The following is a 17,157-nucleotide window of genomic DNA, read 5'->3' as shown; positions in this document are numbered from 1 at the left end:
TGCGGGGTAATAGGTTCGTGGGTCAGACACCGATCGCGGCGAGTTCGGCCTCGATGGCCGTCTCGAGCCGCTCCCGGATCTCGGGGACCGCGATCTTCTGGATGATCTCGTGGAAGAAACCGCGCACCACCAAGCGGCGGGCGACGTCCTCCGGGATACCGCGAGCGCGCAGGTAGAACAGCTGCTCGTCGTCGAAACGACCGGTCGCCGAGGCGTGTCCGGCACCGACGATCTCGCCCGTCTCGATTTCGAGGTTCGGCACCGAGTCGGCGCGCGCGCCATCGGTGAGCACCAGGTTGCGGTTCGCCTCGTAGGTGTCGGTGCCCTCGGCCTCCGCGCGGATCAGCACGTCGCCCACCCACACGGTGTGCGCGTCGGGCTTGTGTGAGTGCGGATCGCCCTGCAGCGCACCCTTGTACAGCACGTTCGACTTGCAGTTCGGCACCGCGTGATCCACCAGCAAGCGCTGCTCGAAGTGCTGTCCGTCGTCGGCGAAGTACAGGCCCAGCAGCTCGGCGTCGCCGCCGGGGCCGTCGTAGCGGACGGTCGCGGTCAGGCGCACCAGATCGCCACCGAGGGTGACGTTGGTGTGTCGCAACGTGGCGTCGCGGCCGAGCTCGGCGTGATGCGCGGTGGCGTGCACGGCGTCGTCGGCCCAGTCCTGCACCGCGACGACGGTCAGCTTGGCGCTGTCGCCGAGTACGAATTCCACGTTCTCGGCGTAGGTTCCGCTGCCGCGCTGGTCGAGAACCACGGTGGCCTTGGCGAAGTTGGCGAGCCGGATCTGCAGGTGACCATAGGCCGTTTTGCCCTCGCCGGGGCCGGTGATGGTGACCGTGACCGACTCGGCCACTTCGGTTTCCGCACCGACGGTGACGATCGTCGCCTGCTCGAAGCCCGAGTACGCCTGCGCGGCAACCCGATCCGCCGGTACGCCGGCCTCGCCGAGGCGCGCGTCGTCACGGCCCACCGTCTCCACGGTCACACCATCGGCGGCCGCCACCTCCACGACCGCCTTGCCGTCGCGCACCGCGGTGCCGTCGTGCAATCCGCGCAGGCGGCGCAACGGGGTGAACCGCCATGCCTCGTCCTTACCCGAGGGCACCTCGAAGGCATCCACGTCGAACGAGGTGAACAGCTCACCCTTGTTGGCGGCAGGGACCTTGGCCTCACCGGCAACGGCAACGTTCTCGACCGGCATCAGCCGACGGCTCCTTCCATCTGCAGCTCGATCAGGCGGTTCAGCTCGAGCGCGTACTCCATGGGCAGTTCCTTGGCGATCGGCTCGACGAAGCCGCGCACCACCATCGCCATCGCCTCGTCCTCGGTGAGGCCGCGGCTCATCAGGTAGAACAGCTGATCCTCGGACACCTTGGAGACGGTGGCCTCGTGGCCCATCGTCACGTCGTCCTCGCGGATGTCGACGTAGGGGTAGGTGTCGGAGCGGCTGATCGTATCCACCAGCAGCGCATCGCATTTCACTGTCGAGCGCGAACCGTACGCGCCCTTGTTGACCTGGACCAGGCCGCGGTAGGAGGCCCGCCCGCCGCCGCGCGCCACCGACTTCGACACGATGGTCGAGGAGGTGTGCGGCGCCAGGTGCAGCATCTTCGCGCCGGTGTCCTGGTGCTGGCCCTCGCCGGCGAACGCCACCGACAGCACCTCGCCCTTGGCGTGCTCGCCGGTCATCCAGACCGCCGGGTACTTCATGGTGACCTTGGAGCCGATATTGCCGTCGATCCACTCCATGGTCGCGCCCGCGCCCGCCTTGGCCCGCTTGGTGACCAGGTTGTAGACGTTGTTGGACCAGTTCTGGATGGTCGTGTAGCGGCAGCGGCCGCCGTCCTTGACGATGATCTCCACCACCGCCGAGTGCAGCGAGTCCGACTTGTAGATCGGCGCGGTGCAGCCCTCGACGTAGTGCACGTAGGCACCCTCGTCGACGATGATCAGCGTCCGCTCGAACTGGCCCATGTTCTCGGTGTTGATCCGGAAGTAGGCCTGCAGCGGGATATCGACGTGCACCCCCGGCGGCACGTAGATGAACGAGCCACCCGACCACACGGCGGTGTTCAGCGCGGAGAACTTGTTGTCACCGGCCGGGATGACCGAGCCGAAGTACTGCTGGAAGATCTCCGGATGCTCGCGCAGGCCGGTGTCGGTGTCGAGGAAGATGACACCCTGCTTCTCCAGGTCCTCGCGGATCTGGTGGTAGACCACCTCGGACTCGTACTGGGCGGCCACACCGGCGATCAGGCGCTGCTTCTCCGCCTCCGGGATGCCCAGCTTGTCGTAGGTGTTCTTGATGTCCTCGGGCAGCTCGTCCCAGGTGGTGGCCTGCTTCTCCGTCGAGCGCACGAAGTACTTGATGTTGTCGAAGTCGATGCCCTCGAGGTTGGAACCCCAGGTCGGCATCGGCTTGCGGTCGAAGATGCGCAGCGCCTTCAGCCGGATGTCGAGCATCCACTCGGGCTCGTTCTTCTTCGCCGAGATGTCGCGCACGACCTCCTCGGACAAGCCGCGCTTGGCACTGGCACCGGCGACATCCTTGTCTGCCCAGCCGTAGCCGTACTTACCCAGCGAGGCAATGGTCTCCTCCTGGGTCAGCGGCTGCACCTGGTCGGTGGTCGTCGTCATTCGGCACTCCTTCCGGAGTCGTTCGGGGTCACCGTTGCGGGCTGGGCAACGGCCTCATCTGAGTTCGGGTTGGTATTCGTACTGTTCGGGAGGACGAACAGCGGGACGTGCGTGGTGCAGGCGCAGTCGCCGTTGGCGATGGTCGCCAGCCGCTGCACGTGGGTGCCCAGCAGTTCGCGGAAGGCCTCCAGTTCGGCGGCGCACAGTTCCGGGAATTCCTCGGCCACATGCGACACCGGGCAGTGATGTTGGCAGATCTGCACTCCGGCACCCACCTTGCGGGTCGAGGCCGCGAATCCGGCGTCGGTGAACGCCTCCGCGATCTCGGTGGCCTTGGTGGCCGTGGCCTCGGGGGTGTGCCGGGCGAGCTTATCGATACCGGCGACGATCGTGGCCACACGCTGGCGAGCGAAGTCGACGATCGCCTTCTCGCCACCGAGCTCACGCAGCTGGCGCATGGCCGCGCCCGCCAGATCGTCATAGGCGTGACCCAGGCGGCCCCGGCCCGCGGCAGTGAGCTGATACTGCTTGGCGGGACGGCCGCGCCCCTTCTGCTGCCACGGCGCCGACCTGGTCGCGCGCGCCTCACCGGATTCGATCAGCGCATCCAGGTGCCGACGCACACCGGCCGGGCTCAGGCCCAGACGCTGGCCGATGGCGGTCGCGGTGATCGGGCCCTCTTCCAGCAGAAGCCGGACGACCGCCTCCCGGGTGTGCCCCTCACCCGCCGGTGTCGCGGCCACGACAGCGGCCCGGGCGCCGCCTCGACGCCCGGTTTCCGTCTTCGCGTTCCGCAAACCCACGGTTTTCACAACATCAGTGTGACGGAATTCCTTCCCGCATTCTAGTAAGGGTGACCTGAGTACGGCCGGTCCGGACGCGGCCACCCACCCGTTGCCGATTTGCGACACGGTGGCCCGCATCACCGCACCGACGGTGCCGTGCGCTCGAATCGCGCTCGAGCACAGGGCAATTCGGACATGATCCGCCCGGACCCGCGGTGGCCGGGATTTCGCCGGAACGCACGCCCCCGGATCGGCTGCGCACTCGGTGTGACCTATTCCCCAGTTCGCCTCGAATAACGAAATGGTCGCGATTGCCGGATTACGCCATGAGGGCCCCGGCCCGCCCCTGTCCCCGGAATGCTTTCGGCCGGGGTCCCTGGCCGGGAGGACGGCGAACTAGGCTCTGCAGCGTGGTGGCACTGGAGGGCGCGCGGCGCAGACTCATGGAACTCGGGCGCCGGGCATTGGGCCTGGATGTCCCGCCCGCCGATCACACCATCGCCGTCCTGCACAGCGTCGAGGCCGATGCCCCGGGCCTCGACGCGCGCGAAACCGCGCAGCTGGGCCGGATCAGGCTGCTGGGGGCGACCGGCACGGTCCTGATCGGCATCAGCGCGCTCGGGGTCGCGGCACAGCCGGTCCTGCAGAATCCGGTGTCCGGGGTGCGGGTGATCGGTGTTTTCGCGCGGTGGCAGACCTCGTCGCTGGCGCTGTCCATGATCGGCACGGTGCTGGTCGTCATGGCGTGGCTGCTGCTGGGGCGCTTCGCGGTCGGCGGCCTGGGCGGCGCACCGGTGCACCGGCTGACCCGCTCCCAGCTCGATCGCACGCTGCTGCTGTGGATCCTGCCGCTGTCGGTGGCGCCGCCGCTGTACTCCACCGATGTGTATTCGTATCTGGCGCAGAGCGAGATCGCCAAGCGGGGCATGGATCCCTATGTGGTCGGCCCGCAGCAGGGGCTCGGGGTGGGCGATGTGCTCACCATGAACGTGCCGAACATCTGGCGTGACACTCCCGCACCCTATGGACCACTGATCCTGTGGATCGGCCGTGGCATCTCGCATCTGACCAACGACAACATCATCATCGGCGTGTGGGCGCATCGGCTGATCGCGCTCGGCGGCGTGGCGTTGATCGTGTGGGCGCTGCCGCGGCTGTCGCGCCGCTGCGGGGTGGCGCCGGTCAGCGCGCTGTGGCTGGGGGCGGCCAACCCGCTGGTGCTGTTCCACCTGGTCGCCGGCGTGCACAACGATGCGCTGATGCTCGGCCTGATGCTGGCCGGAATCGAATTCTGCCTGCGCGCGATCGAGGACGCCCCGGTCTTCGACCGCCGGGCCTGGTCGCTGCTGATACTCGGGGCGGTGGTGATCTCGCTGTCGTCGACGGTCAAGATCACCTCGCTCATCGCGCTCGGCTTCGTCGGCATGGCCCTGGCCCGGCGCTGGGGGCCCACGCTCAAACAGGTGGTGGCGTCGGCCGCGTTGCTGACTGCGATCGCCCTCGCCACAACGCTTTTCGTGAGTGTGACCAGCGGGCTGGGCTTCGGCTGGCTGTTCACCCTCAACACGGCGAACGTGGTGCGCAGCTGGATGTCGCTGCCGACGGCGATCGGCATCATCACCGGCTTCGGCGGCGTCCTGCTCGGCCTGGGCGATCACACCACGGCGCTGCTGAGTATCACCCGCCCGATCGCCCTCACCATCGCGGCGTTCCTCACGCTGCGCATGCTGATCGCCACCTGGACCGGCCGCCTGCCCGCGGTCGGTGCGCTCGGCGTGTCACTCGGCGCGATCGTGCTGCTGTATCCGGTGGTGCAGCCGTGGTATCTGCTGTGGGCGATCGTGCCGCTGGCCGCGTGGGCGACCACGAAGGCGTTCCGCGTTCCCGCGGTGGTGCTTTCGGCCGTAGTGAGCGTGATGCTGATGCCGCGCGGCGCGGACTACGGGGTCTTCCAGATCATCGAGGCCGCCATCGCCGTGGTCGTGGTGTCGGTGACCTTCGTCGTGGTGACGCGGAATCTGTTGCCGTGGCGCAAACGTGCGGGGGTGTCTGCTCCGTCACAGCAGCCCGCCGCATACGGTGTCTCATCGTGAGCGCAGCCTCCTCGCAACCCGCCGTCCGCATCGACGGCGTCGTGAAACGGTACGGCGAGACCACCGCGGTCGACGGCATCGGTTTCGAGGTGGGGCACGCCGAGGTGCTGGCGCTGCTGGGGCCCAACGGAGCCGGGAAGACGACGACCGTCGAGATGTGCGAGGGCTTCCTCGCGCCCGATGCCGGAGCGGTGCGGGTGCTGGGGTTGGATCCGATCGCCGATTCCGATGCGCTGCGGCCGCGCATCGGGGTGATGCTGCAGGGCGGCGGCGCCTATCCGGGCTCGCGGGCCGGTGAGATGCTCGATCTGGTGGCCTCCTACGCGGCGAATCCGCTCGACCCGGACTGGCTGCTGGCCACTCTCGGGCTGAGCGAAGCGCGCCGCACCCCCTACCGCCGGCTGTCGGGCGGCCAGCAGCAGCGGCTCGCGCTGGCCTGCGCCCTGGTCGGCCGCCCGGAGCTGGTGTTCCTCGACGAGCCGACGGCGGGAATGGACGCCCAGGCGCGACATCTGGTGTGGGATCTCATCGATGCGCTGCGCCGCGACGGTGTCGCCGTGCTGCTCACCACCCACATGATGGACGAGGCCGAACAACTGGCCGACCGGCTGATCATCATCGATCACGGGCAGGTCGTGGCCGCCGGAACCCCCGCCGAGGTCACCTCCGTCGGCGCCGAGGGCCAGCTGCGTTTCACCGCCCCACCGAAATTGAATCTTGAACTGCTGAAAAGCGCCCTGCCCGAAGGTTTCGCACCGACCGAGACCTCCCCCGGCTCCTATCTGCTGCGCGGTGACATCACGCCGCAGGTGCTGGCCACCGTGACCGCCTGGTGTGCGCGGATCGACGTGCTGCCCACCGATATTCGCATCGACCAGCGCCGGCTCGAGGACGTCTTCCTCGAGCTGACCGGAAGGGAGCTGCGCGGATGACCGAGACCGCCGAGCGTTTCGCCCCGGGCACCTTCAGCCCCGACCCGCGACCGGCGCCGCGTGCAGGCATGCTGGCGGCGCAGACGCGGATGGAGCTGATCCTGTTGCTGCGCAACGGCGAACAGCTGCTGCTGACCATGTTCATCCCGATCGCGCTGCTGGTGGGTCTGACCCTGCTGCCGATCAGCGACCTGGGCGAGCATCGGGTGGATCGGACCGTGCCCGCGGTAATGATGGTGGCCATCATGTCCACCGCCTTCACCGGTCAGGCCATCGCGGTCGGCTTCGACCGGCGCTACGGGGCCCTGAAACGCCTGGGCGCCACCGCCTTACCGCGCTGGGGCATCGTCGGCGGCAAATGCGCGGCGGTGCTGATCGTGGTGGTGCTGCAGTCGGTGCTGCTGGGGCTGATCGGATTCGCGCTGGGGTGGCGGCCCTCGATCGGCGGGCTGGTCGGGGGTGCGGGCGTGATCGCGCTGGGCACGGCGACCTTCGCCGCCCTGGGCCTGCTGCTGGGCGGCACCCTGAAGGCCGAAATCGTGCTGGCGCTGGCCAATATCCTGTGGTTCGTCATGCTCGGCACGTCGAGCCTGGTGTTCGCCGCCGACAAGGTGCCGCACTGGCTGAGCCTGCTCGCTCGACTGATTCCCTCCGGCGCGCTGGCCGAGGCGCTGGAGCAGGCTCAGCGGCTCACCGTCGACTGGTACGGCCTCGCGGTGCTGATCGCCTGGGGCGCGATCGGAGGCGTTCTCGCGGTGCGCTGGTTCCGCTTCGAGTAGGCGGCCTACGCCGTCGGGTCCAGGGTGCGGCCGAGTGGTCGCGCGAGCAGCGCGGTCAGGGCCGTAACCAGAAGCAGCGCAACGATATAGCACGCGAACAGCGTCGGATGCGCCGCGAACTGCTGTTTGAGAGCGGGCGTGGTGCCGCCGAATACGGCGGTGGTGATGCTGTACGGCAGCGCCATGATGGTGACCCGATGCCGGGCAGGGGCGATCATCGCCGTGGCGCCCGGCAGGATGGCGGCGAGAGTGACCACGCAAACCGCCGACGCCACCATGAGCACCCAGTATGTCGACACCGTCGCCGAGTTCAGCAATTGCTGCATGGGCACGGTCGCGACGGCCAGAGCCACGGCGGCCCCGGCCATCCAGCGCAGCGCGCCGACCCGCTCGGCGAGCAGGCCGAACAGCGGGGCGGCCAGCATATAGGCCAGCTGCGCGACCACTCCGGCCCAGAGCACCTGGCGGTCGGGCATTTTCAGCACGCTGATCGCATAGCTCGTCGGCGCGGTGATCCAGAGATAGTAGGACGACAGCGTGCCCGCGGTCAGGCCCGCGACGACCAGACCCGGCACGAGCAGGGCCCGCCACTCGTGCCGCCACCGCACCGGTTCGGTGGCCAGCGAGGTGTCGAGGCTCTCCGGAATTCGGCGCCGGGCCAGCACGAACACCAATGACAGCAACGCCGCCACCAGGAACGGCACCCGCCAGTAGCCGTCCCGGAGCGCGTCGGGACCGAGCCCTGCCGCCAGTCCTGCCACGACCAGGTTCGCCGCGATCGCGCCGAATCCGTAGAAGATCGAATACACGCTGGTGCCGAGGATGCGCCGGCGCGGCGGGGCCGACTCGTACAGATAGGCCTGGGCGATGGCCTGCTCGCCGCCGAAGGAGAAGCCCAGCAGCAGCCGCCAGCCGAGCAGCAGGATCGGTGCCGCCGCACCGATGGTCTCGTGCCCCGGCATGAGCGCCATCCCGAGGGTCGCGAGCCCGGCCAGCGCCAGGGACAGCACGAGCGCGGGCCGCCTCCCCCGTCGATCGGCGAACCGGCCCAATGCCAGCGCCCCGATCGGCCGGATCAGGAAGCCGACGGCGAACACCCCGAGCCCGTACAGCACCGACCGCTGTAGATCACCACCGAAGAATTGGGGCGAAAAGTAGGCCACCAGCAACGCATACAGCGACCATTCATAGGCTTCGAGCGCCGCACCGGCGGCGGTCGCGGTGACGCGGCGAATCGAGCGCGCCCGCGGGACGATCAGGGTATTCATAGGCGCGCTCACCCTACACAGCCGGTCACCGGGGGTCGTCGGCCTCCAGAGCTTCGACGGCCTCGCGCAGGATGCGGAATTCGGCGGCCAGGGCATCGAGGGTGTAGTGGGCATTGAGGCCGCTGGGGTTCGGAAGGACCCAGACCTCGGTGTCGCCCAACGATTCCGGTTGGCGGCCGACCACGGTGCGGGGGCGGTCGAAGGCGGTGCGGTAGGCGCCCAGACCGAGGACGGCCAGCACCCGCGGGCGGTATCGGAGCACGCGCTCGGCCAGCGCCCGGCCTCCGTCGCGCAGTTCCTCGGCGGTCAGCTCGTCCGCCTTGGCGGTCGTGCGCACCGCGACATTGGTGATGCCCAGGCCCAGCGCCAGCATCTCCTGCTGCTCGTCCGGGCGGAGCACGCGCGGGGTGAAGCCGGAGCGGTACAGCGCGGGCCAGAAGCGGTTGCCGGGCCGGGCGAAGTGGTAGCCGGTCGCACCGGACCAGAGTCCCGGGTTGATGCCGCAGAACAGCACCCGCAGCCCGGGTGCCACCAGATCCGGGATACTCACCCCGTGCGCGGCGGCGAGGTCGGCGGGGCTGGGTCGGTGGGCGGCGGTGGAGCGTGGCATTCGACCAGTGTGCCGAATGCCGTGCCACGACACGCTGTAGTAGCCCGGCTACGGGCCGTGGACGGCGGCCGACTACCATCACATCGTGCTGTCTCGCGCATTTCTGCGACTCGTCGATCTGCTTCCGCTGCCCTCGCTTCGGGTGCAGCGGATCATCGCGCTCGCGGTGATCCTCTCCCAGGCAGGCATTTCGGTGACCGGCGCGATCGTGCGGGTCACCTCGTCCGGGCTGGGGTGCCCGACCTGGCCGGAGTGCTTCCCCGGCAGTTTCACCCCGGTCGCGCACGCCGAGGTGCCGGTGCTGCATCAGGTCGTCGAATTCTCCAACCGCCTGCTGACCTTCGCGGTCACGCTGTGTGCGGCACTGGTGGTGCTGGCCGTGGTCCGGGCCCGGCGGCGGCGCGAGGTGCTGGTGTACGCGTGGCTGATGCCCGGCGGCACCGTGCTGCAGGCGGTGATCGGCGGCATCACAGTGCGCACCGGGCTGCTGTGGTGGACCGTGGCGGTGCACCTGCTCGCCTCGATGCTGATGGTGTGGCTGGCGGTGCTGTTGTTCGCCAAGATCGGTGAGCCCGACGACGGTGTGCAGGTGCCGCAGGTGCCCGCCCCGCTGCGGTGGCTGACCGTGCTGAGCGCACTCGCCTTGGGCGCCACGCTGATTGCCGGAACCCTGGTCACCGGCGCCGGGCCGCACGCGGGCGACAAGAGCGTCGACAAGCCGGTCGCGCGCCTGCAGGTGGAGATCGTGACGCTGGTGCACGCCCACGCCGAACTGCTGGTCGCCTACCTGTCGCTGTTGATCGGGCTGGGCTTCGGCCTCGCCGCGGTCGGCATGACCCGCGCCCTCAAGCTCCGCTTCGCCGTCCTGCTGGCGCTGGTGTGCGCCCAGGGCCTGGTCGGTGTCGTGCAGTACCTCACGCATGTGCCCGCCGCACTGGTCGCCGTCCACGTCGGTGGCGCCGCCGCGTGCACCGCCGCGACCGCCGCGCTCTGGGCATCGATGCGCACCCGCGAGCAGGTCACCGCATCGGCCGCGTCCTCCGTTACCCAGGCCGCATAACGACATCGGCTGCGCTACAGGGACGTATTTCTCCCTCGACGGCGCGGCGGCGATAATGCACCCATGCCGACCTACGCCTACCGATGCCGGGAGTGCAGCGCGACATTCGAACTCGTGCGGCCCATGAGCGAATCCGGGGCGGCCGCGGCGTGCCCGGACGGGCACGCCGACACCGTCAAACTACTCACCACGATCGCACTGACCGGGGCGGCCACCGGCGCCCCCGCGCCCGCGGCCGGGGGCTGCTGCGGTGGGGGCTGCTGCGGCTAATCCGCGGGGCGGTCCCAGTTCAACGGGGCCTTACTCGCCAGCTCCGGGTCGCCGTTCGAGTACTCGGACATGCTTTTCACGATGGTGTTCTGAAAGGCCAGAATCTGGTCTCCGCGAACCACTTTCGTTTGAATCGACGCCAACTTCCCCGCGAGCGGGCCCTGTGGAACCTGCAGCGTCGTCGCCGTATGCACCAGGCGCAGGTCTTCGCCGAGCGGGCGGCTGGCCACTTCGCGCATCTCGAGAACGCTCCCCCGGTAGATGGTGTCGAGGATGTTCTGGCATTCCCTGGCGATCTCCGCCCGGCCCCGCTGCAACCGCCCCAGCACATCCACGAAGTCGGCGTCCTCGGCGAAATGGGCCGCCCACGCCGCGCCGTCGCCGGTGTTCCACGCGCGCACCAGGCCCTCGATCATCGTCTGCTCGTCACTCATCGGATCCTCCTTGCTAGTCTTAGAACATCGATCCAAAAATTGGAACGTTGTTCTAGTAGGAAGATACATGGCCGACGACCTGCCCGGAATAGTTCGTTTGCGGGACCGCCGCGAGGCGCTGACCCTGCGCACCATCCTCACCACGGCGCGGCAGCTGTTCGGCGAACGCGGCTACGCGCGCACGCCGATCCGGTTGATCGCCCAGGAGGCGGGGGTGGCGCCGCAGACGATCTACGCACACTTCGGTTCGAAGGCGGGTGTGCTCACCGGCCTGGTCGACCTGCTCGACGACGAGGCCGGGATGCCCGATCTGATGGCCGAGGCCTATCGCACCGACGATCCCGTCGCCCTGCTCGGGCTGCTGGCCCGCGCCGCCCGGCAGGTGCGGGAGCGCTGCGGAGATATCGTCGCGATGCTCGCCTCGGGCGCCGCCGTCGACCCGGATATCGCGGCCACGCAGGCGGAAGGCATGCGCCGCAACAGGCTCGGCGTCACAGCGATCGTCGACCGGATTCGCGACGGCGGCCATGCCCTCGATCCGCGCGCCGTCGATATCGTCGTCGCGCTGATGAGCCTGGGCGTGCACGACAGCCTCGTCGTCGAATCCGGTTGGTCCTACGACGATTACGAGAGCTGGCTGGCGGAGGCCCTGGTGACCGCCGTGCTACCGGGAAGTTGAGCCGATCAGGCGGTGGCGTTCGGGCCGATCCAGTCGGCGAACAAGCGATCGACGGTGCCGGTGGCCAGTTGGGCCCCCAGCCACCCGTTCACCTCGGCGGCCAAGACCGGGTCGTTGCGGCGCAGGAGGAAGATCTTGCCGAACGAGTCGAACGGCCGTTCCGGGTGCAGCACCACCAAGCCCGGATGCTGCCGCGCCCGGTAGCGCCCCTCGACCGAATCGGTGACGAAGACATCGGCACGGCCCTGGTCGATTTCGGAGAAGATCGTGACGTTGTCCGGCCACACGGTCAGCTGCGCATCCGGGAAGTTGCGGCGCGCGAAGTCCTCATTGGTGCCACCGCGATTCACGATCACCCGCACCTCGGGGCGGTTGATCTGCTCGATGGTCGCGTAGTTGTCGGCGTCGGCCGCGCGGGTGATGGGCGCCTTACCGTCGGTGCCGTAGGTCAGCGAGAAGTCGGCGAATGCGCGGCGGGCCGGGGAATCGGAGATGCCGCCGACGGCGAGATCGCAGTCCTGAGCGGCGAAATCGGTCTTCATCGACGCCCAGGTGACCGGCACGACGTGGAGGGGGCGGCCGATCAGGTCGGCGAGGCCGCGCACCAACTCGATGTCGATGCCCCGGTAACCGCCGTTGCCGTCGCTCACCGAGTACGGCGGATAGTCACCGGTCGTGCAGACGCGCAGGGCGGGCGGCTGCTGCGCACTCGCCGGAACCGCCACGGCGACAAGGGAAAATACGGCGGCCGCCAACGCGGCCGCGACATGCCGGAGGCGCATGGGCCCAGAGCGCTCAGCGCTCGTTGCGCGCCTTCGGGTACCGCGACTGCCGCGCCACCCAACCGGCCATCTTGGCCCAGTGCCCCTTCGCGGGAGTCACCACGGAGGTCAGCTCGCGGTCCCAGTGCTCGGTCTCGCTCACCCCGTCGACCGCCTCGACGAGGGCCTTCGCGGTGGGCAGGTCGTCGACGACCCGGTCGCCGAGCACACCGTCGGCACCGACCAGCGTGATCCGCACGCCCATGCGGCCGATGGGCTGCAGCACGGCGGTGGCGGAACCACCGTGACCGGCGACGAATTCCTTCACCGAGTCGACGACGGAGGGCGACAGCTTCGCGGGGGCCGCGGTGGCGGTTTCGGTCATGCCGATCAGTTTACCGATGGGTAGGGTAAGCGCATGCGCGCGATTCAGGTTTCCGAGCACGGCGGTCCCGAGGTCCTGAAATACGTGGAGGCGCCCGCGCCGCAGGCCGGTCCCGGTCAACTGCTGGTGGATACCGACGCGATCGGCATCAACTTCATCGATACCTATATCCGCACCGGCGCCTATCCGCAGGACGTGCCCTACATCCCCGGTTCGGAGGGCACCGGCATCGTGGCGGCGGTCGGTCCGGACGTGAGCGAGTTCCGGGTCGGTGCTCGGGTGGCGTGGTCGGCGGCGCCGGGCAGCTACGCCGAGCAGGTGCTGGTCCCGGCCGCGGTGGCGATTCCGGTGCCCGAGGGGGTCGAGGCGCCGGTGGCGGCCTCGGCGCTGCTGCAGGGGATGACCGCGCACTACCTCGTCGAATCGGTCTACAAGCCCGAACCCGGCGAGGCCGTACTGGTCCACGCCGGGGCCGGTGGCGTGGGTCTGCTGCTGACCCAGATGGCGGCCGCCAAGGGAGTGCGGGTGATCACCACCGTCTCCACCGACGAGAAGGAAACCCTGTCCCGGGAAGCGGGCGCCGCCGAGGTGCTGCGCTACGACGAGGATGTCGCCCAGCGGGTTCGCGCGCTGACCGACGGCGAGGGCGTGGCGGCGGTCTACGACGGCGTCGGCAAGGCCACCTTCGAGGCGAGCCTGGCGTCATTGCGCGTGCGCGGCATGCTCGCACTGTTCGGCGCGGCCAGCGGCCCGGTGCCGCCGTTCGATCTGCAGCGCCTCAACCGCGCCGGTTCGCTGTTCGTGACCCGGCCCACCCTGGCCCACTACACCCGCACTCGCGACGAATTGCTGTGGCGCGCAGGCGATGTCTTCAACGGCATCGCGACCGGCACCCTGCGCGTCCGCGTCGGCGCCACCTACCCCCTCGCCGATGCCGAACAGGCACACCGGGACCTGGAGGCCCGCAAAACCACCGGCTCGATCGTCCTGTTGCCCTGAGCCTTTCGCCGGGGCCTCAATAGTCACGGCCGGTGAGCCCGCGGTAGATGAACCGCGTCAGCCCCTCCACGGCCTGCTCGTCGGTGAGCTCGACCGCGCCCTCCGCCGCGGCCTCGAGGAGGCCGTGGATCATGGCGAACATCATCGCGAGGCTGCCGTCGCGGGTGCTGGGTAACTGGATGCCCGCCACCCCGAAGCCGTCCAGGTGGTCGGCGATGTCGCGGCGCTGCTCGGCGGCGAAATGCGCACTCAGCCGCGCGAAGTCCTCGTTGACCAGCGCCGCCTGATTCACCGCACGCAGCACCGGCCAGTGGCGGCGGGCGAAGCCCCAATAGGCCCGAACGTGGTAGCGGATGGCGTCGGGATCGGTGAAGTCGGGATTGTGCTCCTGCGCGTCGGCGGCCGTATCCCCTTCGGCGGCAAAGTCTTTCAGCAGCTGCTGCAGCAGCTCCTCCTTGCTCGCGAAATGGTTGTAGAACGACCCGGCCGCGCGACCGGCGGCCGCGGTGATGTCGGTGATCTTGGTGTTCAGATAGCCCCGCTCGGCGAACAGCCGGCGCGCGGCATCCTTCAGGGCCTGTTCGGTTTCGGCCGACTGCTCCTTGCGGCGGGCCATCCTCACCTCCTTGACAGCGGACCCTACCAATCACAATACTGAATCAGTATTCACTGAATTTAGATTCACCATTGGGAGGACTCATGTCTCCGCAGGTACTCATCGCCGGAGCCGGGCCCACCGGCCTCACCCTCGCCATCGATCTGGCCCGTCGGGGCGTGCAGGTGCGCATCGTCGACAAGGCCGCGCAGTTCTTCGTCGGCTCCCGCGGGGACGGCATCCAGCCGCGCACCCTGGAGGTGTTCGACGACCTCGGGGTGCTCGACCGAGTGCTGACCGAGGGTGCGGCCCCGGCACCGATAAGGGTGTATCTGGGCGGGCGCTTCGTCACCGAGCGCCACCGGACAGAAGCACTGGAGCCGACCCCCGCGGTCCCCCATCCCAACCCGTGGGTGCTGGGACAGTCCGACATCGAACGCATCCTGCGTGACCGGCTCGCCGAATTCGGGGTAAAGGTCGAGTCGGGCACTGCCCTGGTCGATTTCGCTGCCGACGACCACGGCGTGACCGTCACCCTCGACGGCCCCGGCGGCATGCAGACGGTGCGGGCGGACTATCTGGTCGGCGCCGACGGCGGTGCCAGCCGGGTGCGCAAGGTCCTCGGCATCCCCTTCGAGGGCACCACCGACGAGTCGATGCGCATACTGATCGCAGACGTGACCGCCGACGCGCTCGACCACGACTACGGCTACTGGTTCGCCGAGTCGGGAGCACCGTTGGAGGGCGTCGCCATGACCCCGCTGCCGGGTGGTCGGCTGTTCCAGCTCGTCACGGGACTGTTCGACGACGAGCCGACCCGTGCGGTGATGCAGGCGCGCGTCGATCGCTACTCCGGGCGCAGCGACATCGTCCTGGGCGAACCGGTGTGGGCGTCGGCCTGGCGGCCGAATACCCGACTCGCGCAAAGCTTCCGGTCCGGGCGGGTATTCCTGGCGGGCGATGCGGCGCACGTGCATCCGCCGACAGGCGGGCAAGGCATGAACACCGGCGTCCAGGACGCCTACAACCTCGGGTGGAAGCTCGCCGCCGCCCTGCGTGGCGATCCGAAACCGCTCGATACCTACGACCTCGAACGCCGCGCCGTGGCCGCCCGCGTGCTGGGTATCAGCACCGACCTCCTCGAGAAGCATGTCGCAGGCGACGAGGACGCCATGGATCGCGGCGAACAGACCCGCCAGCTCGACATCAGCTACCGCGCGGCGGGCGAGACCGGCACGCTGGTCGCCGGGGATCGGGCACCCGACGCCCCGCTGCGCCGCGCCGACGGCACCGTGGTGCGGCTGTTCGACCTGTTCCGTGGCCCGCACGCCACCCTGCTGTCCTTCGACGCACCCGCCGAACCCGCTGCCGACGGGGTGCGGACCTATTCGATCGTCGGCCCGGATCGCCTGGCGACCGACGGTCGACTCGTGGCTGTCGACGGCCATGCCTTCACCGACTATGCCGCGACCGCCGGGACCAGAATTCTGGTGCGGCCCGACGGATATCTGGCCTGGCGTAAGGACGGGTGACCCGCCGGGAGCGCGGCCGGACCGATGCTGCATGATCTGTGCTGGCGCGCAAGCCGATTCGCCCGGGTTCGCTGTACCGTCGTACGGTGGCCGGGTGACCGCTGAGGCGGCCGGCAGATGAGGGCATCGGTCAGGGGTTGATCTAGATGTTGGTGAAGGTCCGCAACGACGACCCGTCGCGCCTGTCCAGCACCGAGCGGACAGTGGTGAACTGGTTGAAGTCGTGGACCGGGGCGCATGCGCTGTCCGGGATCTCGGTGGTGAAGGCCGGTGGCGCCGACGTGATCGTGTGGACGCCCAAGATCTGCGTCGTGGTCGCGGTGAAGGGTTTCACCGAGCGGGTGAACGGCACGCTGACCGTCGCCGCCGACGCGCCCTGGACCGTCGATGGCCGCATTGCTCCGCTGGAGGGTGTCCAGTCGGGCACCGAGCCGATGGAGGAGATCCGCGCCCGCACCGACGAGGTCCAGCGGTTGCTGCGGGCTGCCCCCGGCCGCGAGCACGTGCGGGTGATGGGCATGGTGCTGGTCATCCCCCAGCTCGGCACGCGGGTGAACCTCGAGAAGGGCATGCTGCCGGACGGGATCGATGTGGTGGTCGGCGACCGGCCCGCGTCGCTGCGGTCCTATTTCACCGACATCGCCGCGGATGCCCCCGACTCCTGGGATGCCGCGCAAGTGGGCCAGGCGCTGGGCGCCCTCGGATTTGCCGCCGCCGCAACGTATTCCGACCTGACCGCCGAGGGGTTCCCGGCACCACGCGCGGACCGGACGCCGCCCCGCCCGGCGGCGGATCGGCCCGCGGCACAGCCGATGGATGCGCCGGTCGCCACTGCGCCGATCCCCCAGCCCGGTGGACAGCAGGCTGCGCCGTCGAATCCGGCGGCCGGTGGTCCCGTACCGGTTCCACCGCCCAGCGGTGCGCCGATTCCACCGCTCGGTGGCCCGGCTGCGCCCGGCCCCGCCGGTCCGCAACCCACTGCCGGGCAATACGCCGCGCCCCCACCGGGCCCGGGCATGCCGCCGCCCCCGCAACCCCCGTATCAGCCCACCCCCCAGCCGTATTCGGTCCCGTTCGATCCGCGCCCGCCCAAGCCGCCGCGCCGTCGCGGGCGCGGGATCGCCCCGCTGGTGATTCTGGCCTTCCTGGTCCTCGTCCTGGCCTTCGCCGCCCTGTGCAGCGGCGGAAGTTCGAACAAGACGACTCCCGGCCCGGCTCCCGCCCCCGGACAGACCACGACCACCCCCTTCACCAAGGCCCCCGACCGAACCATCCCCACACAAACCCCCGGCCCGGCCTGCTACCCCCTCCAGCCCTGCCCCCAGGGATAGAAGGCCC

Annotated in this window: 18 protein-coding genes; 9 read left to right on the top strand and 9 right to left on the bottom strand. The window is 69.4% G+C overall.

From position 1 onward, the window contains the following. Positions 1-22 precede the first annotated feature (22 nt). From sufD to IU452_RS21250, 3 genes are read right to left on the bottom strand one after another with little or no spacing between them, the layout of a single operon-like run. On the bottom strand, positions 23-1,201 hold the full coding sequence (sufD, locus tag IU452_RS21260; protein ID WP_195110875.1) for a Fe-S cluster assembly protein SufD: 1,179 nt from the start codon (positions 1,199-1,201) through the stop codon (positions 23-25). Next, the gene (sufB, locus tag IU452_RS21255; RefSeq protein ID WP_195110874.1) at positions 1,201-2,637 is read right to left on the bottom strand and encodes a Fe-S cluster assembly protein SufB; all 1,437 of its coding nucleotides are present in this window, start codon (positions 2,635-2,637) and stop codon (positions 1,201-1,203) included. Before sufB ends, sufD begins: the two co-directional genes overlap by 1 nt. Then, complete coding sequence (locus tag IU452_RS21250) at positions 2,634-3,449, bottom strand: metalloregulator ArsR/SmtB family transcription factor (RefSeq protein ID WP_324192738.1); 816 nt, start codon at positions 3,447-3,449, stop codon at positions 2,634-2,636. Before IU452_RS21250 ends, sufB begins: the two co-directional genes overlap by 4 nt. 416 nt (positions 3,450-3,865) lie before the next feature. Here IU452_RS21250 and mptB point away from each other — a divergent pair, with 416 nt between their 5' ends. The 3 genes from mptB to IU452_RS21235 are packed head-to-tail and all read left to right on the top strand — an operon-like array spanning position 3,866 to position 7,226. Next, positions 3,866-5,515 carry a polyprenol phosphomannose-dependent alpha 1,6 mannosyltransferase MptB gene (gene mptB, locus IU452_RS21245; protein ID WP_228818557.1) on the top strand — a complete coding sequence of 550 codons (1,650 nt, stop codon included), beginning with the start codon at positions 3,866-3,868 and terminating at the stop codon, positions 5,513-5,515. Continuing rightward, the gene (locus IU452_RS21240; RefSeq protein WP_324192737.1) at positions 5,512-6,447 is read left to right on the top strand and encodes an ABC transporter ATP-binding protein; all 936 of its coding nucleotides are present in this window, start codon (positions 5,512-5,514) and stop codon (positions 6,445-6,447) included. The genes mptB and IU452_RS21240 overlap by 4 nt, the downstream gene beginning before the upstream one ends. Next, the gene (locus IU452_RS21235) at positions 6,444-7,226 is read left to right on the top strand and encodes an ABC transporter permease (RefSeq protein WP_195110872.1); all 783 of its coding nucleotides are present in this window, start codon (positions 6,444-6,446) and stop codon (positions 7,224-7,226) included. Before IU452_RS21240 ends, IU452_RS21235 begins: the two co-directional genes overlap by 4 nt. 5 nt (positions 7,227-7,231) lie before the next feature. On the opposite strand, the gene IU452_RS21230 is transcribed toward IU452_RS21235, so the two are convergent. Further along, complete coding sequence (locus tag IU452_RS21230) at positions 7,232-8,494, bottom strand: MFS transporter (protein ID WP_195110871.1); 1,263 nt, start codon at positions 8,492-8,494, stop codon at positions 7,232-7,234. Between the two features lie 25 nt (positions 8,495-8,519). Beyond that, positions 8,520-9,104 carry a G/U mismatch-specific DNA glycosylase gene (mug, locus tag IU452_RS21225; protein ID WP_195110870.1) on the bottom strand — a complete coding sequence of 195 codons (585 nt, stop codon included), beginning with the start codon at positions 9,102-9,104 and terminating at the stop codon, positions 8,520-8,522. Between the two features lie 85 nt (positions 9,105-9,189). On the opposite strand from mug, the gene IU452_RS21220 reads away from it, so the two are divergent. Next, a complete protein-coding gene (locus IU452_RS21220) occupies positions 9,190-10,164 on the top strand; it encodes a COX15/CtaA family protein (RefSeq protein ID WP_416382345.1) in 975 nt (324 codons plus the stop codon). 63 nt (positions 10,165-10,227) lie between these two features. After that, positions 10,228-10,434, top strand: coding sequence for an FmdB family zinc ribbon protein (locus IU452_RS21215; protein ID WP_195110869.1), 207 nt, complete (start codon positions 10,228-10,230; stop codon positions 10,432-10,434). On the opposite strand, the gene IU452_RS21210 is transcribed toward IU452_RS21215, so the two are convergent. Beyond that, entirely contained in the window at positions 10,431-10,868 is a 438-nt protein-coding gene (locus IU452_RS21210) for an SgcJ/EcaC family oxidoreductase (protein WP_195110868.1), read from the bottom strand. The two genes, IU452_RS21215 and IU452_RS21210, sit on opposite strands and share 4 nt — an antisense overlap. A 67-nt stretch (positions 10,869-10,935) precedes the next feature. Here IU452_RS21210 and IU452_RS21205 point away from each other — a divergent pair, with 67 nt between their 5' ends. Next, entirely contained in the window at positions 10,936-11,547 is a 612-nt protein-coding gene (locus IU452_RS21205; protein ID WP_195110867.1) for a TetR/AcrR family transcriptional regulator, read from the top strand. Positions 11,548-11,552: 5 nt separating this feature from the next. Here IU452_RS21205 and IU452_RS21200 read toward each other — a convergent pair whose 3' ends face one another. Further along, positions 11,553-12,329 (bottom strand): transporter substrate-binding domain-containing protein, encoded by a 777-nt coding sequence (locus tag IU452_RS21200; RefSeq protein ID WP_195110866.1) that lies wholly within the window; start codon positions 12,327-12,329, stop codon positions 11,553-11,555. 13 nt (positions 12,330-12,342) lie between these two features. Then, entirely contained in the window at positions 12,343-12,693 is a 351-nt protein-coding gene (locus IU452_RS21195; protein WP_195110865.1) for a hypothetical protein, read from the bottom strand. A 33-nt stretch (positions 12,694-12,726) separates the two neighbouring features. Here IU452_RS21195 and IU452_RS21190 point away from each other — a divergent pair, with 33 nt between their 5' ends. Next, the gene (locus IU452_RS21190; protein WP_195110864.1) at positions 12,727-13,692 is read left to right on the top strand and encodes a quinone oxidoreductase family protein; all 966 of its coding nucleotides are present in this window, start codon (positions 12,727-12,729) and stop codon (positions 13,690-13,692) included. A 16-nt stretch (positions 13,693-13,708) separates the two neighbouring features. Here the strand turns inward: IU452_RS21190 and IU452_RS21185 are convergent, their stop codons facing one another. Continuing rightward, the gene (locus IU452_RS21185; protein WP_195110863.1) at positions 13,709-14,308 is read right to left on the bottom strand and encodes a TetR/AcrR family transcriptional regulator; all 600 of its coding nucleotides are present in this window, start codon (positions 14,306-14,308) and stop codon (positions 13,709-13,711) included. A gap of 83 nt (positions 14,309-14,391) precedes the next feature. Here IU452_RS21185 and IU452_RS21180 point away from each other — a divergent pair, with 83 nt between their 5' ends. Further along, on the top strand, positions 14,392-15,819 hold the full coding sequence (locus tag IU452_RS21180) for an FAD-dependent monooxygenase (RefSeq protein ID WP_195110862.1): 1,428 nt from the start codon (positions 14,392-14,394) through the stop codon (positions 15,817-15,819). A 146-nt stretch (positions 15,820-15,965) separates the two neighbouring features. Next, on the top strand, positions 15,966-17,150 hold the full coding sequence (locus tag IU452_RS21175; protein ID WP_195110861.1) for a hypothetical protein: 1,185 nt from the start codon (positions 15,966-15,968) through the stop codon (positions 17,148-17,150). Positions 17,151-17,157 lie beyond the last annotated feature (7 nt).

The organism is Nocardia transvalensis, assembly GCF_015477765.1.
Classification (GTDB): Bacteria; Actinomycetota; Actinomycetes; order Mycobacteriales; family Mycobacteriaceae; genus Nocardia; species Nocardia transvalensis_A.
The sequence above is the reverse complement of the archived record's forward strand: the minus strand, read 5'-3'. Positions and strand labels throughout refer to the sequence as shown.